An 18239-nucleotide genomic window follows, 5' to 3' on the forward strand; every position below is an offset into this window, starting at 1 on the left:
ATCGCTCCGCCCCTGGTGCCGTTAGCCTTGCCTTCTGCCATTCATCGAACAGCTCCATAATCTGCGCGCGCTGTGGGAAACGGCTGTTGCCGAAGCGTGGACGTTTTGTGATACGCGTATCAAACCAGATGGGCAAATTCGCCAGACTGTTGCCAGACATCCGCATGCTTTGCGGATGCCTTTCTTGGTGCATCTGATGCGCACCCGTCATCCCCGCCGCGCGCCTTGCCTGCGCTCATCAAGCCCTTTTCGTCGCGCAATACCCCGAAAGGGGTGGTGTTTGCCTGTCAATGCTGCTCACCGAAAACACCGCCCACCGCCAAAAGCGGCCTTCTGAAGTCTGATTGCTACCGTTCGCGCCGCTTGCGCCGAAGAAAATCACTCCGCCGCCGCAGTGGAAATCCCCCTCACCCATGCTCTATAATGTGACCCGTTACAGTGCATTTTTCTTCACAACAGGAAAGCAAGGAGGCCCCAAAACATGCTGAAAGCGATGATCGTCGACGACGAGGCCCCTGCGCGCTCCGAACTAAAGTTCCTGCTCGACGAACTGGGTCAGACCGAAGTGGTGGCCGAGGCAGCAAGCGTGCGCGAGGCCATTGAGAAGCTGAAAGAATATCCCTGCGACGTCATGTTCCTTGACGTGAACATGCCCGAGGCAACGGGCCTGCAGCTGGCGGAAGCCCTGCAGCACCTGAAGTACCCGCCGGCGGTCGTGTTCGTTACCGCCTACAGCGAATTCGCGCTGGACGCGTTCAAAGTCAACGCCATCGATTACCTGGTGAAGCCGGTCGAAACCGATCGCCTGGCGCAGGCCATCGCCCGCGTGCGCGAGCACGTGCAGCTGCATGCGCAGGCCCAGAAGTCCGAGCGCATCCCGGTCGAGAAGGCCGGCAAGAAAATCCTCATCAGCATCGACAAGATCCGCTTCGTCATGGCGCGCGACGATTACGCGTACCTGCAAACGGATACCGATCGCTACTTCAGCACCGTCAGCCTGGCGCAGCTGGAGAAGCGCCTGGACGGCCACGGGTTCTTCCGCGTGCATCGCGGCTACCTGGTGAACCTGTCCATGGTCGAGGAGATCGAGCCCGTTGCCGGCGGCACGCTGCTGCTTACGCTCAACGGCGTCGAGGAGAAAATCCCGGTCAGCCGCCGTCGCGTGTCCGCGCTGAAGAAGGCGCTGGGGCTGTAAAGCTTACGGTAATAGCGAAGCGCAAGGGTCGGTGCCACAAAAGGCGCCGGCCCTTTCTGCATGTGCGGGTGATCGGGGTCCACGCGGAAACCAAGCAGGGCGATTGGGGAAGGGCGAGTGCGGATGGCGGCGTTTCGGCTTTGCTTTTCCGCATTGTCGATGGCGGTCGCATTGCCTTCCTCCTTGCTGGTCGCAGCATTTGATCGTTGCGCCGCGAGGACTGATGGCGGTGGCGTGCTGTTGCTTTCTTTTGGGTGGCGAGCAGAAGATGCCATGCGCCCAACAGTGTATGGATGCATGGGTTGCGGAAGCGCGTGAAGGAGGTGCGAGGTGAATAGCGGGAAGACGCTGACGGCATTCGTTGTTGTGCTGGTGGTTTCGTTTGCGGTGATGAGCGTGCTGCCGGACGATGGGCTGTCGCGTGCGTGTTTGCAAGAAGCGTTGCTTGCTGCCGTTGCGATTGGCGCCGTGGCGTTCGCGTGCCCTCGTGCGATCCGTCGTATTCGTTGTACGAATAGTGTGCAACATGGAATGGCTGTTGGCGTTGCCGTGGTGTTTGCGGGTGTGCTCGGCGGTGTGATAACGCTTGCGGCCTGGGGTTTTGCCGACTTCGCGTTTGCTGGCTCGCTTGTGGGCGAGGCGTTTCCTTCGGTCGGTATATTTGCGCAACGCTTGGTTTTGTTGTTGGTCGTCTGCGCGTTGACGGGCGCATTCGAGGAAGCGTTCATGCGTGTTCTGGCCATCGAAGCGTTTGAGAGCTTGTTGGGCGCCGGCGGCGAAGGTGCGGATTGGGCTGTAAAGCGCGCGGTGCTGCTGTCCGCGGTTTTGTTTGCGCTGTTGCACGTGGGAGCGCCTGATGCAGCCGCAAGCGCCACCGTGATATTGCAAATGCTGGTGAAGTTTGGTCAAGCGTTCTTGTTCGGCCTGGTAATGGGCGTGCTGTACGCGCGGTCGCGCAGTTTGTGGCCGTGTGCGGTGGCGCATGCGGGCTTCGATGCGCTTTACTTGGGGCCGGGCGTGGTGCTGACGGGCGTGCTGCCAACAACGTATGCCTCTGGCCTGCCGATCGATACCGCACTGCTTTGCGCCACCACGGCGTTGCTGGCGATTGTTGCCGTTGCGACCTGGAAATCGTGGGCAAAGGGCCTCGTATAGCGCGGATTTGGAAAAAATTCCGGTTCGCGAAATCTTTTTTAAATTTAGGCTTGCATACCCGGGATAAGTAGCGTAATATACATTCTCGCCTTGAGAGACAGGCGCCAATTCGCGGGCGTGGCGGAATTGGCAGACGCGTACGGTTCAGGTCCGTATGGGGGCAACCCCATGGAGGTTCAAGTCCTCTCGCCCGCACCATTAAAACTTAAAAGACCCGCTTCGGCGGGTCTTTTGCTATCCAGGGGCATCCTCGATCTCCCCATCACATCGCAGGCTCATCAACCACCATGGACGCAATCATCACATCGCCGAGGTAACATTTTCGGTCCCCTTAATGGCGCTGCAGGCTCATCAACCGGCCGTACTTGGTAGGCGGCTTCTGAGCTCGCGCTTGACGGCAATTGAGTCAAGACAATTAAAGCCACGGTAATTGAAGCCGCGATCGGAAGGCGCCTAAAGCTGCTTGCCGCTATAGACGTGGCACGAAATCGAAGTTTCCGTATGCGAAAACATCGAGAGCCTTCGTTTTGTCACGATTTCGAACTTTCCGAGCCTCGTCTGCTAACTGTATGCTCGTTTTTGGCACGATTTGCAACTTTCTGTAGCTGCGAGCGTTTTTCGGACTGTATTGAGATTCGGAAAGTTCAAAATCGTGACAAAATAGACGCGGTTCACGTAATGGCGGAGCCTATCGCCATGTAGGCCTTCCGCACATCCCCGCAACTTACCACTTAACTTCCCACGTGGTAAGTTAAGTGGTAAGTAGGTAGTAAGTTTGCCAGGGCACGGTTGGGTTGTTTAGCTGTTTGGTGACGTTTGACGGGCGCGCTGGTTTGGCGTGGCGTGCGCTTGATAGCATGGGAGTTCACTAACGTTGGGGGACGCATAGCTGAAGGATGAATGCCCATGGAAATGCTTGAGTTCGTATTGCTGCTATTGGCCGCGGTGCTGGTGTCGGCGGTGCTTGACCAGATGATGCCGCGCGTGTCGTTGCCGCTGGTGCAGATCGCGATTGGCGCAATCGTCATCTTGCTGGTAGGCACGCCGGTTGATGTGGCAATCGATCCCGAGCTGTTCTTGGTGCTGTTCATCGCGCCGCTGCTGTTCGACGAATCGCGGCACGCAAGCAAACGCGGGTTGTGGGACAACAAGGGCTCCATCGTGTCGCTTGCCATCGGGCTTGTTATCGTGACCGTGTTGGTAGTCGGCTTCGTGCTCAACTGGATCGAGCCGTCCATTCCGCTGGCCGCCGCCTTCGCGCTGGGCGCGGCGCTTGGCCCCACCGATGCTGTGGCCGTTACGGCGTTGGGCAAGGACATCCGCCTGACAGGGCGCCAGAAATCGCTGCTGTCGGGCGAGGCGCTTATCAACGACGCATCGGGCGTCGTGTCGTTCCAGTTCGCCATCGCAGCCGCGGTCACAGGTGCGTTTTCCCTGGTGGACGCCGCGCAAAGCTTCGCTATCAGCTTTTTCGGCGGCATTGCCATCGGCTTGATCGCGGGCTTTTTGGCGTTGCTTGCTATGAAGGCCATCCGCGGGTACGGCTACGAAAGCATCACGGTGCACGTGGTGTTCGAGGTGTTCACGCCGTTCATCGTATTTCTGGCGGCCGAACATTTCGGCACCAGCGGCATCTTGGCGGTAGTGGCCGCCGGTCTGCTTATCACGCTGCTTCCGCAGAAGCCCACGCCGGTGGCCGCGCGCCTGAAAATCGCGTCGAACAGCGTGTGGGAGACGCTGGTGTTCGTCATCAACGGCGTTGTGTTCGTGATGTTGGGTATGCAGCTGCCGAAGGCCATTATGCCGTCGTGGCGCAGCGACGAGGTGAGCTCGCTTTTGCTGTGCGGCCTGGTGCTGCTGGTAACGGCCCTGGTGGTGGGCGTGCGCTTCATCTGGGTGCTGGTGATGGAACGCTGCGACAGCAGCGCGAAGCGCCACACGGGTAAGCAGCTGGTGCGCGACGCGCTGGTCACCACGCTGTCCGGCCCGAAGGGCGCCGTCACGCTGTCCATTATCATGACCATCCCGTTCACGCTGTCCACAGGCGAGGCGTTCCCGCAGCGCGACACGCTCATCTTCCTGGCGTCCGGCGTCATTTTGTGCACGTTGCTGCTGGCGAACTTCGTGGTGCCGGTGCTGGCGCCGAAGGATGATTCGCCTGATGAAACGGAAGAGCAGGACGTCAACGCCGTCACCATCGACATTTTGAAGCGCGTCATTCGCCAACTGCGCGAGCAAAAAACGCCGCAGAACGAGTCGTCCACGCAGATCGTCATTCGCCAGTACAGCGAGCGCATCAAGCGCTTGCGCCGTCAGAACACGTCGGCGCCGCGCCTGATTGAACTGCGTGCGGGCGCGCTGGCTGCGCAAACGCGCATGGTCGAGGCGCGCATGCAGTCGGGCGACCTGACGCGTGAAGAGGGCTCGCGGGAACTTGAGCGCCTGAACAGTGCCCGTCGCCTGCTGATGCGCGCCCATACGCGCCGCGAGAAGCTTGGCGAGGTGTGGAGCCGCGTGAAGGTTGGCGTGATGCACACGTGCCGCAACCTTGACCGCATGGTTCGCCACGTGGTGGACGATGAGCTGCAGCTTGAGCGTAGCCGTCAGCTGCGCATCGAACTTGAGGAGTGCGCGCTCAACTACTACCTGGGTCGCATGGACGACGCCGATCTGGAAGTGGCCGATGGCGCGGGCGTGCTGGCGGCGGAGTGCCGCTCCACGCTGTCGTTTTTGCGTGCGGCAAACGAGCCGGCGGTGCTGGCGCGGGCGAACGTGGCAGGCAGCGTGATCGGCGTGGACGCCGGCGGCATGCGCGGGGCGCTGCAAAGCATGGACACGCAGAAAATCCAGGTCATCAAGGCGCGCGTCACCGACGTCGAGGCCGAGGCACTGCGCTTGGAGCTTGAGGAAATCCAGGCCATGCGCGATGAGGGCCGCCTGACGCGCGACGCAGCGCGCGAGCTGCGCGAGGAAGTGTATCTGCTGCAAATGGCAACAGGAGAGTAGCAACATGAGCTCATATACCACCATCGAAGGTCGCGCGGTCGCGGAAATCGAGGAGAAGAAAAGCCGCTTCATCGCCAGCTTGGCGCATGTGGAAACCGAAGAGGAAGCGCTGGCGTTTTTGGAAGAGATTCGCGCGGCGAACCGCATGGCGCGGCACAACGTGTACGCGTACATCTTGCGCGAAGGTGGTGCGGGCGCGGCGGGCCGCGTGCGCTACTCCGACGACGGCGAACCGCAGAAAACGGCGGGCCTGCCCACGCTTGAGGTGCTGCAGCATGCGGGACTGACCGACGTCGCGTGCGTGGTGACGCGCTACTTCGGCGGTGTGCTGCTGGGCACGGGCGGCTTGGTGCGTGCTTACACCCAGGCAACGCAAGCGGGTATCGATGCCGCGCAGTTGGTGGTGGTGTCGCGCTGCGTGGATTTGCGTATCCGCATAGCGTACCCGCGTTACGAGCAGCTGATGCGCCTGGCGGAAGACCACGGCGCCAAGGTGCTATCGACCGACTTCGCCGATGCAGTCACCATGAATCTGCGCATGCTCGACGGCACGCAGCAGCCTCTGCTCGATGCGCTGACGGCGCTAGAGCGAGGTCAAGAGGACGTGGAGATAAGCGACCCCATAGACGCCGCGTTTTAACTTGCCGCCTCGGAAGCAGCGCCTTTAGCGCGCCGCCTTCTAGCGTGACGTTTTCCAACGGGTGGCGTACGGCTCCTTTTGACGCGGCGCTTACCGGAAACGTCATCTTTCCCGACCCCTAGGACGTGTACTGGTCCATGAAATCCAGGATCTCTTGGCGGGAGTGCAGGCCCGTTTTCGCGTAGATGCGCTTGATGTGGGCGTGTGCGGTGCTGGGGCTGATGTAAAGCTCCTCGGCTACGCGCTTCTGCGTCCAACCCAGCGCGTACAGCGCAAGTACCTCGATTTCGCGGTCGGAGAGCAGAAACTGCTTGCCCATCTGTTCGGCATTGTTTCGCATGGTGGCCTTGCGGATATCGGCGATGGAATCGCCCTCGTCAAGGCCCATCAGCCGCACCAGCCGCATCCCGCGTTTGGAACCGGGCTGCGCGTTGCGGCTCTTGTCCGCCGTTTCGCCCTGATCGACGCTTTCGATGGGCATTACCCCTGCGCATTGCAAGGGGTTCGGGGTACCGACCGCACCGGCGGCACCGGCGCCCATAGGCGCCGCATTTGCGCAAGCGGCGCACTCGCTGTATTCGCCAGCGTTGTTTTTCAAGATCGTGAGCGCTTCCACATTCGCTTGCGCCCGCGACAGCTGCTTCTCCAGGCGCTCCATGCGGCGTACGTGCAGATCGTGGCGCTCATCGGCTTCCATCTGGGAGACCTTGAGGAACTGGCCGAGCGCCACCTGCGTGGAGATGACCACGCAGGTGCCCATGATGGCGTTGATGAGCAGGTCGTTCGTGGAAAGCGACTGCACGTTTATCAGCGTCACGCGCGCGATGGCGCGGCAGCCGAGCCACACGATCCAGCCGCCCAGCGCGTAGTAATACGGGTCGCGCCAGCCGAAGCTCATAAATGCGATGATGATATACCAGGTGAACGCTACCAGCAACGCATTGAGCGTGGTGGTGAATACCGCGCCGATGTCCGGCATATCGGGGAAGGCCGCATACAGCACCAGTGCGGCGCACGCGAACAGCTCCAAGAGGATGAACATGCCCACGGTCATGACGCTCTTGCGCTTGTGCATCATCAAGGAAATGACGATGACGCAAATGGCTATGGTGAGCAGGCCATATGCAACCCGGGTGGCGGGCTGGAACGCGATGGGCGTACCGTCGGGGTAGCCGCGCAAGAAGCCGTCCACGATGGAGAGCACGCCGATGCTCGTTGCCGTCGCCGTGAGGAAGCGTTTGCTCGACAGCAACGTGGTGGCGAATCCGAAGAAGTCGTCGTTGGGCGTGAACGACTCGATATCGTTCGCCAGCTTGTTCTTGCGCGCGCTCAGCATGCAGGGGAACTGCAGGAGGGAGAGAGCGGCGGCAACGTAGAAGCCGTAGGTGCCGATGAGCGAGCAAACGTAAATCTCCACCTCACTGATGGCAAGGGCGCTGAACACATACAGCACGGCGGTGGTGCTGCCGCATCCGCGTGCGCGGCGCAGCCAATAGAAGATGGCGAACGATGCGAAGAACGTGACGGCCGCGCATAGCCAGAAATGCACGTTCGGCCAGAAGGCGCCTGCAATGTGGGTCAGGGGAAGCAGTAGCACGCACAGCGCCTCCAATGCAACGCACGTGCGCATGATGCGGTTGGTGGTGCGCTTCTTCAGGCGGATCTTCCGCGTTCCGATGACAAGCAGAATAACGGCCATGAAGGAAAGCGCCACGAGCATGCTGCCATCGGTGAATATCCCCTCATCGGTGTGGGTATAGCTGCCGTAGCCGGCAACGATAAGCCCCGTGCGCGCGAAGCACAGGCCCAAGATGGAGGGGAGGAGCGGGACGTACAGGCTGAGCAGCTTCATGCCGGTTGGCATAGGGTGAGCGGCGTCGTCGGGCGCAAGGCGGCCTGTGCGCGTTCGAGCGCTCGGCTTCGCACCGACGGCGCTTGAAGCACTTGCCGGTTGTCCGGAGGCAGATGCCCCTCCCCGCCCTTGTGCGCGCTGAGCGATCGAATTGCCCGCTTCGTTGATCCTCACTGATCCTCCTGGTATATGCGGCGCGATTTGCCAGGTGGCCGTCCCTCTCCCTAAAAGGCCGGCTTACTTGTTCGCAAATTCCCTCAAAGAGGGTATGCGCGAAACGCCATGTTCGCCATCATAACATAAGGGAAATAATGCATAGTAACAGCAACGTTAACTGTAGGGGGTATCGATATGGCGAACGAGCAGGAAATCACGTTCGATGAGCCGGATGAGGGCCGTGACATCTATCACGAGCCGGACGACCGTGCGCTGATCCGCACGAAGGACGTGTATCAGACCGAGCTGGACAACGGCGTGGAAGGCTACTCGGAAACGATGCTCGCCATCGTGGCGAACTTCAAGAACGCCGGCAAGCCCGAGGGCTTCAACGTGCAGAGCATGGTGGGCAAGTCGAAGCGCGGCGAGGTGGCGTTGCGCCTGTTCGCAGTGGTCGACGACTCCGTTGCCGACCCGGTGTTCGTGAAGGTGGGCTTCAAGAGCCGCGGGTGCCTGGCCATGACCGGTTGCGCAAGCGCCATCTGCTCCATGATCGAGGGCAAGACGTTCTCGCAGGCGTTGGAGCTGACGCCCAAGGACGTGGAGCTTGCGGTAGACGGCGTGCCGAAGGGCAAGGGCCATACCACCTTGTTCGCCATCGAGGCCGTGCGCGGCCTGGTGGGCGACTGGATGTACCGTTGCGGTATGTCGCTCGCGGAGATGGACGAGAAGCTGCCCTGCGACGAGATGTCGGTGGCGTGCCTGATGTGCGAGCATTGCAGCCTGCGCGACACGCGCGTCGAGATGAGGGTTAACGAGGCCATCGCGAAGCAGAAGGCCGGCGAGGCGAAATGAGCGAGCAGATGAAGACGGCCGGAGAACCTCTGGGTCAGGATGTCGTTTCGGAAGACGTGGAATCGGCGGTGGGGGAGGTTGCCGCCAACCAGGGCGTCGCAGCCGCTGGGAATGCGGAAGCTGCCGCAGCCGGCGTCGATGAGACGCTTGAAGGGGAGGCGGCCGACGAGCCCACGGAGGAGGAGCTTGCGGCCGCACGCGAGCTGGCGGAGAACAACGCGCTTGCCGATGTGTTCGATGACGTGCGCAAACAGTCTGCCGACAGCCACCTGGTCACGCCCGAGCGTTGGCCAGAGATCGGTTTGGTGCCCGAGCATATGACGGCCGAGGACTTCGAGATGTTCGTGTACGAATGGCTCGAGGATTACCAGGCGGAACACAAGGACGAGATCGAGGCGGAGCGCGCCGCCGAGCGCGCGAAAGCCGCCGCGGTGCGTTCTGCTACTCGTGCGGTGGGCGTGCCCCCGAAGATCCCGAACCGCCGCTTGGCGCAGATCGAGGCCGACAACGAGGCGAAGGCGGCCGAGGCCGCCGATAAGGCGCCGAAAGCCGTTGGGGATTCCGCTGAAGCCGAGTCCGCCGCGGGCGTCAATGCTTCCGTGCAGGTTGATAACGCTGCGGAATCCGCCGAAAGCGCCGCCGTCGCCGCAACGCCTGCGGTTTCCGAGCCTGCCCCGGGTTCCCCTGATAGCGCAGCCGAAGATGAGCAGCCTGCCGAGGACGACAGGAGCCCCTTCGCCGGCTTGCGCATCCCCGAGGGCTACCGCCTTGAGCAGATCGAGGGCGAATGGGTGCTCGTGGAGGACGAGAACGCCGCGCCTGTGCGCAAGGAGATCAAGTGCAACCGCATCAAGGTGCTCATGGGTATGCACAGCTACTATCTCTACGACGAGACGCTCATGACTGCCAGCTACGCTCGCTGGGCATTCCTGGCAGCCGAGGATAACCCGGTGGTCACGTTCGTCGAGTGTGTGCGCGAGGATTCGCGCGTGTATCCTCGCCCCTATGCCGCCGAGTGCCTGAAGAACCCGCCCTTCCGCATGACCGACGAGCAGATCGAGGAAACGTGGCAGGCTGTGCGCGATTCCGGCAACTATCCGGACATTGAGCGCACCGAGGCATCCAACGGCGACGTGTACTACTATTCCACGCAGTACCTCGAGTCCGGCTATGCGGCATCGCTGGCCGAATACGATGCGGTGGAGCGCCCTGCCGACGTGTAATGCCCGATGAGGGTCTAGCGCGCAGCGGCAGTGCGCAATGCAATGCGCCCCGAGCAGTCTCGCTCGGGGCGCATTTTTTTGCTAACCCTAGAACGCAAAAACGCCCCCCGCTGTCTGCGCAACGGGGGGCGTTTGCGATTCAAGCTTGCTTTGCCGGTCTAGCTTGCCAGCTTAGCGTTTACGGCAGCAGGTTCAGGCTCTGCAGCTCGGCCTTGACGTCGTCCATGCCGTAGTAGTCCAGGCAGTCGGCCGTCGGGCAGCCCTTCTCGGAATCCCAACCAAACTTCTCGTACAGCATGGTCAGGCCCTTCTGGAAGTCTTCCTTCTCCATCTTGTCGGTGCCTTGCGTGAACGGCTGCTTGTCGGGGTCCTTCGTGAACGGCCACTCGGTGATCACGTCGTGGATGGTGCGGCAGTCGTTGCAGCCGATCTTGCCGTCCTTGTCGGTCATGCCACGCACGGTGTTGGCGCGTTGCAGCGTCATGATCTTGGCGGCGCGCTTGTACAGCTCGTCGGTGGTGACATCCTCGCCGGTGACGGCCTTGTAGAACTTGGCCTCCAGGTCGAGGTCGCCGCGGTAGTTGCGGTCCTTCGACGGGCTCTGGGCCATCGGCCACACCCAGTTGCACAGCGTCAGCGAGTCATGCAGCACGTCGGTGACGATCGACCACCAGCAGAAGTTTGCCTTGTGCTCGTTCATCGGCGTGTAGTTCTTCTCGGGGTCAAGCGCGTCCTCGCCGCCCCACAGCTCGGCAGCGATCTGCTGCTTCAGCTCGTGCGGAAGGCCGCACTGCAGCATGTTCTGATGCGAGTGAATCATGGGGTCGCGGTTGAACACCATGTTCAGCAGACCGCCGACCTGGCCATACGACTCAATGGCGTGGTGCACCGGCCAGCCGCGGTAGTTGATCAGGCAGCTTGCGGTGGTGTCGAACCACTCCATGTCGTCCCAACGCGGGCACCACACGAGCGGGCCGTGGCCCAGATAGGACATCTCGTTGTCGTTCTGCGCGATGTGCTTGAGCAGCTCGACCATAATGGTGGGGTCGTTGTTCTCGAACTTCTGCCAGTCGAACATGTTGTACTCGTCTTCGGGCAGCACCTTCTTGAAGATGCCCTTGGACACGCAATGCGCGATGTCGCGGTAAATCTGAGCGTAGTTGCACCACATGCCCAAATCGTCCATCGTGCCGCCAACAACCTGGTCCCAGATCAGGCCGTCCTCGGTGCCGAACTTCACCGACGTGTGATTGCCCAGGATCTTCACCATGTAAATGGAGAACGGGAAGTTCGGCACGCAGGTGTTGCCGGTGATCTCGAAGCCGCCGTTCTTCTTGGCGTTCGGCACGCGCATGTCGGAGTAGCAGTGAATCGGGCAGCTGTGGCAGCCGTTCATCTTGATGGTGTACTTCTCGGCCTCGGGACCCTCGTCCTTGGTGGTCTTCATGCAGCGGTAGCCGACGGTGTTGATCTCGCCCGGCTTCGGCTCGCCGGTCTCGATCGGCTCGCCCTCGGCGTCGGCCCAGTACAGGCCCTTGCGAGCGGTCCAACGGGTGCCCTTGTCGTAGTACTCTGCCCATTCCTGCTGGGTGGACGGCACGACATGGTTGTTGTTGGAGCCGACGATCTCGCGCAGCATGTAGTCGGACAGATCGGCCAGGGCCTTCGGGTCCTTGACGTTCACGCTGCCGTTGCCCTCGACGACCAGTGCCTTGAGCTTCTTGGAGCCCATGATGCAGCCCAGGCCGGCGCCGGCGGAGTGGTTACGGGAGTTCATCATGACGGCGTAGGGCAGCAGGTTCTCACCGGCAGGGCCGATGGTGGCCACGCAGGCGCGGTTGCCCTCGAGACGGTTCAGGGCCTCGGTGGTGGAACGGGTGCCCATGCCCCAGACGAAGGAGGCGTCCTTGATCTCGACCTGATCGTCCTTGATGTGCAGGTACACCGGCTTGTCGGACTTGCCCTCGACGATGATGGCATCGTAACCGGCCAGCTTGATGCGGGCGCCGATCATGCCGCCGCAGTGTGCGTCGACGACCAGATGGTCCTTGCTGAACGTGGACAGGAAGCTAATGGTGGTACGGCCAGCCAGCGGCACGCCGGAAGCGGTCAGCGGGCCGACGGCGTAAACGATCTTGGACTCCTCGGAAAGAGGATCGGTGCCAGCCGGTACCTCGTCGTACATGATCTTGTTGGCAAGGCCCATGCCGCCGATGTATTCCTTATAAGGTGCGGTGGACTCGGTGGTGATGCTGCCCGTCGTCAGATTGACGCGCAGGATCTTGCCGGCCCAGCCGTATGACTTCTCGTCAGCCATGTTGCATCTCCAAATCTCTTCTCGATACATGCGTTGCGTGACATGTCGGGCGATTCGGGTGCAGACGACAATTCGTCACTGGGCAGTGTTGCGCACCGTATGAACCGGGTATCCCCTCTTTGAGGGTAATTTATGGAAATAGCCTGGTAAACGGCGAGCGGATTCGATTTTTCGGCGAATGAGGGGACAAATTCGATCGCATTGACCCCCAAAGAGGGGATACCGAAAAAGCGGTGAGCCGCATACTGCTTTTTGTTGCGTGACCCGGAAAGGGCGAAGAGTGTGCGCCGGAAATCAGAAGGGACGAGGCGGACGAGGCCTCGGCTGAGGGAGGAACCGGCGCAAGGTAGCGACTCACCAATATATGTGAGGGGGAGTACTGAGAATGTCAGATACGAATACAAGCGGCAGCGCCCCGGTCAAGAAGAACATCACCCGCCGCGACGTGCTGGCCATGGCCGGCTGCGGCGTTGCGGGTTTGGTCGTCGGCGGCGCGCTGGCCAGCTGGGGCGTCACCCAGGAGTCCATCGCATCCGGCCGCATCGAGCTGCGCACCACGCCCACCAAGATGATCGTCACCGATCGCGCCCGTTGCTCGGGTTGCCAGCGCTGCGAGATGATGTGCACGCTGAAGAACGACGGCCGCGTGTGCCAGCACATCGCCCGCGTGCGTGTGTGGGATAACTATTACTGGGGCAAGTCCGCCGACACCGGCGACGGCTCCTTCGGCGACGGCAAGGGTGCTTGCGAGTTCACCGTCGAGCACTGCAAGCAGTGCGCCGACGCGCAGTGCGTGAAGTACTGCCCGGTCCACGCCATCTACGCCGACGAGAAGACCGGCGCCCGCACGGTCGACACCAAGAAGTGCATCGGCTGCGGCATGTGCAGCCAGGCTTGCCCCTGGAACATGCCCCGCGTCGACACCGAGACCGGCGTGTCCACGAAGTGCATCTCCTGCGGCCGCTGCGCCGAGCAGTGCCCCAACGGCGCCATCCAGTTCATCGATTGGCAGGATATCGCGCAGAAGATCATCGACGAGGGCATCGTTCGCACGACGACCGCGGTCACCGCGTAATCGTTTCGGGGCGATATACCCCGCATGATGCGAACGCCCGCGCGGCAAGCGCGGGATGTGAAAGGTCGATGACCTTATAACCGCGACCAAGGAAAGGAGTGAGCGCGAGATGATGGACGACGCAGCGGTGTTCTCGGTGCTTTCGAAGTGCTTCGGTTCCGTTGAAAAGGACGAATGGAAGCAGATGACGCACAGCGCAGCCTGGGCCGAGTTCATGGACGGTGTTCGCCGTCTTTTGCAAGACGACACGCGTTTCGGCAAGCAGGCAAGCCCCATCGAGCGCATGCAGGTGCGCGCGCCCATGCAGGAATTCCTTTCCGACAACGAGGTCGACGAGCTGTTCTGCCCTCCGCTTTTCGAGGAGAAGCAGGGGTTTGCGGCGCGTCACTTCACCGGAGGGCTTCCCCAGTCGGCGATTCCCGTGGAGTCGCTGTACACGGATTGGAGCACCCCCGGCAACGTGAATCCGCTTATCGGCAAGCAGAAGGGCCTGTATCTGGGCGCTTCGGCGCGTTATATGCGGGCATTGATCGAGCAGCTGGGCCTGGAGGTGCCGGCGGAATATGCCGACTGCCCCGATCACCTGGCGTTGGAGCTCGACCTGGTGGCGGTGCTGCTGCGAAGCGGCATGGACGCCGAGGCCCGTCAGTTTGTGGCCGAGCGCTTCGATTGGCTGACCGATTACCGGTTGAAGCTGCTGAAGCTTGACGATGACGCGCGGTTCTACATCAGCCTGGTCGACGTGATCTTGGGCATCTGCGCGGAACAGCGCGCCGAGTCCGAATCCGGCCAGACGGCTTGATGGCGGTTCGCATCATGGATGAAACGATGACGCAGGATGCATATAGAGAGGAATCAGCAATGTCAGAAAACGCTATTACCAGGCGAAGCTTTCTGGCCGGCAGCGCCGGGGTCGCAGCAGTTGCGGCCGGTGCGGGCTTCATGAGCTTTGGCGCCTGGGAGCAGGCTGACGCGAGCGGGACGAAGGATGTGGAATCCCACACCGCTTACTCGCTGTGCAACTCCTGCTCTTCCAAGTGCGGGTTCAAGGGGTACGTGGTCGACGGCAAGCTCACCAAGATGATCGGCGAGCCCAGCCATCCCCACTGCGAGGGCACGCTGTGCGGCCGCGCATACGGCTACGCGTCCATCGCCTACTCCGAGGACCGCTTGACCGACCCCTTGAAGAAGAACGCCAAGGGCGAGTTCGAGAAGATCAGCTGGGACCAGGCCTACTCCGAGATCGCGGAGAAGGTCAAGTCCATCATCGGCTCCGACGGCCCCGAGGCCCTGGCCATGATCCAGGACCCGCGCCCGTCCGGCTCCTACTACACCAAGCGCTTCATGCAGGCGCTCGGCAGCGCCAACGTGTACACGCACGGCGCCGCCTGCAACATGTCGAAGAACGCGGGCTTCACGCAGGTCATCGGCGCGAGCGACTACCTGGCCGACGTCGAGAACGCCAAGGCCTGCATGTTCATCGGCCGCAGCTACGCCGATGCCATCCGCCCGAGCCAGCTGCACGCCCTGGAGAAGGCGCACGAGAGGGGCGCGTACATCGTGCTGGTCGACCCGCGCCTGAACAACTCCATCGCCTTCGCCGACGAGTGGCTGCCCATCAACCCGGGCACCGACCTGGCGCTGGTGCTTGCCATGAGCCACGTGCTCGTCAACCGCGGCCTGTACGACAAGAAGTTCGTGTCCGAGCAGGCAGTCGGCTTCGACGAGTGGGTCGCCACCCTGGGCCAGTACACGCCCGAGTGGGCAGCTAAGATCACCGGCCTGAAGGCCATCGACATCGAGCGCATCGCGGTGAAGTTCGCCGAGTGCGCCCCTGCCGCCTGCATCGAGCCGAGCTGGCGCGGCGCCTATGGCTGCAGCTACGCCAATTCCGGCGAGACGGCACGTGCCGTCGCTTGCTTCAACGGCCTTTTGGGCTGCTGGAACCAGAAGGGCGGCGCCCTGTTCAGCGCGTCGGTCAAGGCCGGCGACGTGGACAAGGCCAAGTTCCCGTCCGTGCCCAAGGTCGAGGCGAAGATCGCGGGTCAGTCCGAGTACCCGCTGTCCCTGTCCGGCATGGGCGTCAACGTCTACGCCGCGCAGCTTGCCAAGGAAGGCAAGATGAAGGGCATGTTCTTCTACAACTCCAACATGGTGGCGGGCTATTCCAACCCGGCCTACCTGCAGGAGTGCCTGGCCAACCTGGAGCTGTCGGTGTGCATCGACGTCCAGATGACCGAGACGTGCCACGCGTGCGACTACGTCCTGCCCGACACCAGCTACCTCGAGCGCCTCGAGCTCCCCGAGTTCTACGGCGGCAAGATCCCGGCCGTGGCTATCCGCGACCAGGTCATCGAGAAGGTGCATCCCAATACCCGCCCGGTCGACCAGATCTTCTCCGAGCTGGCAGAGGCGTGCGGCGTGGGCCAGTACTTCGACTTCACCGTCGAGGAGCTTGCCGATGCGCAGCTCAAGACCGTGGGCCTGTCCCTCGACGGCCTGCGCGCCTGCGGCGTGAGCACCTTCCCCGAGAAGGCGTTCAAGTACGGCTCGTACCCGAAGTGGAAGACGCCCTCCGGCAAGTTCCAGTTCGCCTCCGAGGCGTGCGAGAAGGCGGGCCTGCCCCGCACCCCGCAGTGGCTCGAGCCTGCGGTGGCCGTGCCCGAGGATGGCAAGTCCTTCCGTCTGATCGGCGGCAAGCAGGCCATCCACACCCATACGCAGACCGCCAACAGCGAGCCGCTCATGGCCATCACGAAGCAGTACGGCCTGGAGCGCGTGTGGATGAACGCGAGCCGCGCTAAGGAGCTCGGCATCTCCGACGGCGACACCGTCGAGGTCTCCAACGAGCAGCACACGGGCAAGGTCCAGGTGAAGGTCACCCAGCGCATCAACCCCGACGCGCTGTACATGCCCAGCCACTACGGCTGCTCCTCGAAGGAGGAGAAGACGGCGTATGGCGTCGGCCTGAGCCAGATGGACTACGTGCCCTTCCGCATCGAGCCCGGTTACGGCGGAATCTGCTCCCAGGAGGCCGTCGTCACCGTCAAGAAAGTAGGTGCATAGCATATGGCACGCTATGGAATGCTTATCAACACCAAGAAGTGCATCGGCTGCTACGCCTGCCGCACCGCGTGCCAGCGCCAGAACGGCTTGGACCCGACCGATTCGTTCATCCGCTTCGAGGAGCGCGAGGTCGGCGAGTACCCGAGCGTGAGCGTCGAGCACGTGCCTCTGCAGTGCATGCACTGCGAGGACGCGCCGTGCGCCAGCGTCTGCCCGACCGGCGCCGCCCACATCGGCCCCGACGGCATCGTCGAGGTCGACCAGGGCCGCTGCATCGGCTGCCTTTACTGCATGGCCGCCTGCCCCTACCAGGTGCGCAACCGCAACGAGAAGACCGGCGCCGTCGACAAGTGCCGCTTCTGCAACGTGTCCAACTACACGAGCGGCACCGAGATGTGCAGCTGCGTGACGGCCTGCCCGACCGGCGCGCGCATCTTCGGCGACCTGGACGACCCGGACTGCGAGCTGGTGAAGGAGATCGCCGCCACGCACGCGGCCCCCATCGCCGGCGACCTTACCAAGTCCAAAGTCTATTACGTGAGGTGATGCTGAGATGGAGTACACACCTATTTGGAGCGGCATCATCGCCTGCTATCTGTTCCTAGGCGGCCTGGGCGGCGGCGCGTTCGCCACCTCGGCCTTCCTGGCCTGGCGTCATCCTGAAGCGGTCACCATGCGCAAGCTCGGCCACTGGATCGCGCCGATCGTCGTCATCGTCGGCCTCGTGCTGCTGATGTTCGACGCCAAGGCGGGCCTGCACAACCCGCTACGCTTCGCGCTACTGCTGACCAACTTCGGGTCCGTGATGACCTGGGGCGTCGTCATCCTGGCCGCGTTCGTGATCGTCGCGCTGGTCGCGTTGGTCATGGACCTGACGAAGCGCCGCGTGCCCATGGCCCTCGAGATCGTCGGCGCCGTGCTCGGCATCTGCGTGGCCATCTACACCGGCTGCCTGCTGGGCGTGTGCAAGACGTTCCCGCTGTGGAACAACGCACTGCTGCCCATCCTGTTCCTGGTGTCTGCGGTGTCCACGGGCATGGCCGCCGTGCTGCTGGCCGGCGTGTTCAAGTGCCCCGAGGAGTTCAACCGCGTGGGCGTGCTCAAGAAGTTCCACTACTGCTTCCCGTGCATCGAGATGCTGCTGGTGGCGGCGCTGCTGTTCATCACGGCGACCAACTCCACCGCGGGCCTGGCCTCGGTGCAGGCGCTGGTGTGCGGCAAGTACGCCGTGGTCTTCTGGGTGCTGTTCATCGCCGTGGGCCTGGTGATCCCGACGGTGCTGGAGACCAAGATGCTGTTCTTCAGCCCCAAGGAGTTTGAGGAGTCCCGCAAGGCGCACATGATCAGCGCCTGCTCCGACATCGGCGTGCTGATCGGCGGCTTCGTGCTGCGCCTGCTGGTGCTGCTGGCCGCGCTGCCGGTGACCATGACGGTCGCTTGGGTCCTGTAACCTGCCCGAAAAGTGGGACAAGGGGACAGTCCCTTTGTCCCACTTTGAACCTGGCAAGGGGATAGGTCGTTTGTCATGCGCTGACCGTCCAGGCAAAAATGGGGCGAGGGCTGTTACCTTGCTTCCCCGCTTTGGACCTTGGCGGCAACGACCCGTTCTCCGTGCTTTTGCTTGATCACGCTTGGGGCGAAGGCGATGTTCCTTTCGCCCCGCTTTCGTGTGGCGAATCTGGGCCGGGAGGCCTGTTTT

General features: G+C 62.3%; 13 protein-coding genes and 1 tRNA gene. 12 read left to right on the top strand and 2 right to left on the bottom strand.

Annotated elements, in window-relative coordinates; translation table 11 throughout:
• Positions 1–481: 481 nt before the first annotated feature.
• The 5 genes from ET524_RS04650 (at position 482) to ET524_RS04670 (ending at position 5996) form a co-directional block, all read left to right on the top strand.
• A complete protein-coding gene (locus ET524_RS04650) occupies positions 482–1195 on the top strand; it encodes a LytR/AlgR family response regulator transcription factor (protein WP_129423646.1) in 714 nt (237 codons plus the stop codon).
• A gap of 330 nt (positions 1196–1525) precedes the next feature.
• The gene (locus tag ET524_RS04655) at positions 1526–2350 is read left to right on the top strand and encodes a CPBP family intramembrane glutamic endopeptidase (RefSeq protein ID WP_129423648.1); all 825 of its coding nucleotides are present in this window, start codon (positions 1526–1528) and stop codon (positions 2348–2350) included.
• A gap of 111 nt (positions 2351–2461) precedes the next feature.
• Positions 2462–2548, top strand: a tRNA-Leu gene (locus ET524_RS04660).
• 708 nt (positions 2549–3256) lie between these two features.
• Positions 3257–5356, top strand: coding sequence for a Na+/H+ antiporter (locus ET524_RS04665; RefSeq protein ID WP_161566605.1), 2100 nt, complete (start codon positions 3257–3259; stop codon positions 5354–5356).
• A gap of 4 nt (positions 5357–5360) precedes the next feature.
• Entirely contained in the window at positions 5361–5996 is a 636-nt protein-coding gene (locus ET524_RS04670; RefSeq protein ID WP_129423652.1) for an IMPACT family protein, read from the top strand.
• 118 nt (positions 5997–6114) lie between these two features.
• Here the strand turns inward: ET524_RS04670 and ET524_RS04675 are convergent, their stop codons facing one another.
• On the bottom strand, positions 6115–7848 hold the full coding sequence (locus tag ET524_RS04675; protein ID WP_201738669.1) for a response regulator transcription factor: 1734 nt from the start codon (positions 7846–7848) through the stop codon (positions 6115–6117).
• Positions 7849–8199: 351 nt separating this feature from the next.
• Here ET524_RS04675 and ET524_RS04680 point away from each other — a divergent pair, with 351 nt between their 5' ends.
• Together ET524_RS04680 and ET524_RS04685 are read left to right on the top strand one after the other, a co-directional pair.
• Complete coding sequence (locus ET524_RS04680; RefSeq protein ID WP_129423654.1) at positions 8200–8859, top strand: iron-sulfur cluster assembly scaffold protein; 660 nt, start codon at positions 8200–8202, stop codon at positions 8857–8859.
• Positions 8856–10082, top strand: coding sequence for a hypothetical protein (locus ET524_RS04685; protein WP_129423656.1), 1227 nt, complete (start codon positions 8856–8858; stop codon positions 10080–10082). The genes ET524_RS04680 and ET524_RS04685 overlap by 4 nt, the downstream gene beginning before the upstream one ends.
• A 178-nt stretch (positions 10083–10260) precedes the next feature.
• On the opposite strand, the gene ET524_RS04690 is transcribed toward ET524_RS04685, so the two are convergent.
• Positions 10261–12399, bottom strand: coding sequence for an aldehyde ferredoxin oxidoreductase (locus tag ET524_RS04690; RefSeq protein ID WP_129423658.1), 2139 nt, complete (start codon positions 12397–12399; stop codon positions 10261–10263).
• Between the two features lie 385 nt (positions 12400–12784).
• On the opposite strand from ET524_RS04690, the gene ET524_RS04695 reads away from it, so the two are divergent.
• The 5 genes from ET524_RS04695 (at position 12785) to nrfD (ending at position 17990) form a co-directional block, all read left to right on the top strand.
• Positions 12785–13474 (top strand): ferredoxin-like protein, encoded by a 690-nt coding sequence (locus ET524_RS04695; RefSeq protein WP_042432432.1) that lies wholly within the window; start codon positions 12785–12787, stop codon positions 13472–13474.
• A gap of 109 nt (positions 13475–13583) precedes the next feature.
• A complete protein-coding gene (locus tag ET524_RS04700) occupies positions 13584–14276 on the top strand; it encodes a molecular chaperone TorD family protein (RefSeq protein ID WP_129423660.1) in 693 nt (230 codons plus the stop codon).
• A gap of 59 nt (positions 14277–14335) precedes the next feature.
• The gene (locus tag ET524_RS04705; RefSeq protein ID WP_129423662.1) at positions 14336–16540 is read left to right on the top strand and encodes a molybdopterin-containing oxidoreductase family protein; all 2205 of its coding nucleotides are present in this window, start codon (positions 14336–14338) and stop codon (positions 16538–16540) included.
• A 3-nt stretch (positions 16541–16543) separates the two neighbouring features.
• A complete protein-coding gene (locus ET524_RS04710) occupies positions 16544–17086 on the top strand; it encodes a 4Fe-4S dicluster domain-containing protein (RefSeq protein ID WP_042432438.1) in 543 nt (180 codons plus the stop codon).
• A 7-nt stretch (positions 17087–17093) separates the two neighbouring features.
• Positions 17094–17990, top strand: coding sequence for an NrfD/PsrC family molybdoenzyme membrane anchor subunit (gene nrfD / locus ET524_RS04715; RefSeq protein ID WP_129423664.1), 897 nt, complete (start codon positions 17094–17096; stop codon positions 17988–17990).
• Positions 17991–18239 lie beyond the last annotated feature (249 nt).

It is taken from the genome of Senegalimassilia faecalis (genome assembly GCF_004135645.1).
In the GTDB taxonomy this organism is placed as follows: Bacteria; Actinomycetota; Coriobacteriia; order Coriobacteriales; family Eggerthellaceae; genus Senegalimassilia; species Senegalimassilia faecalis.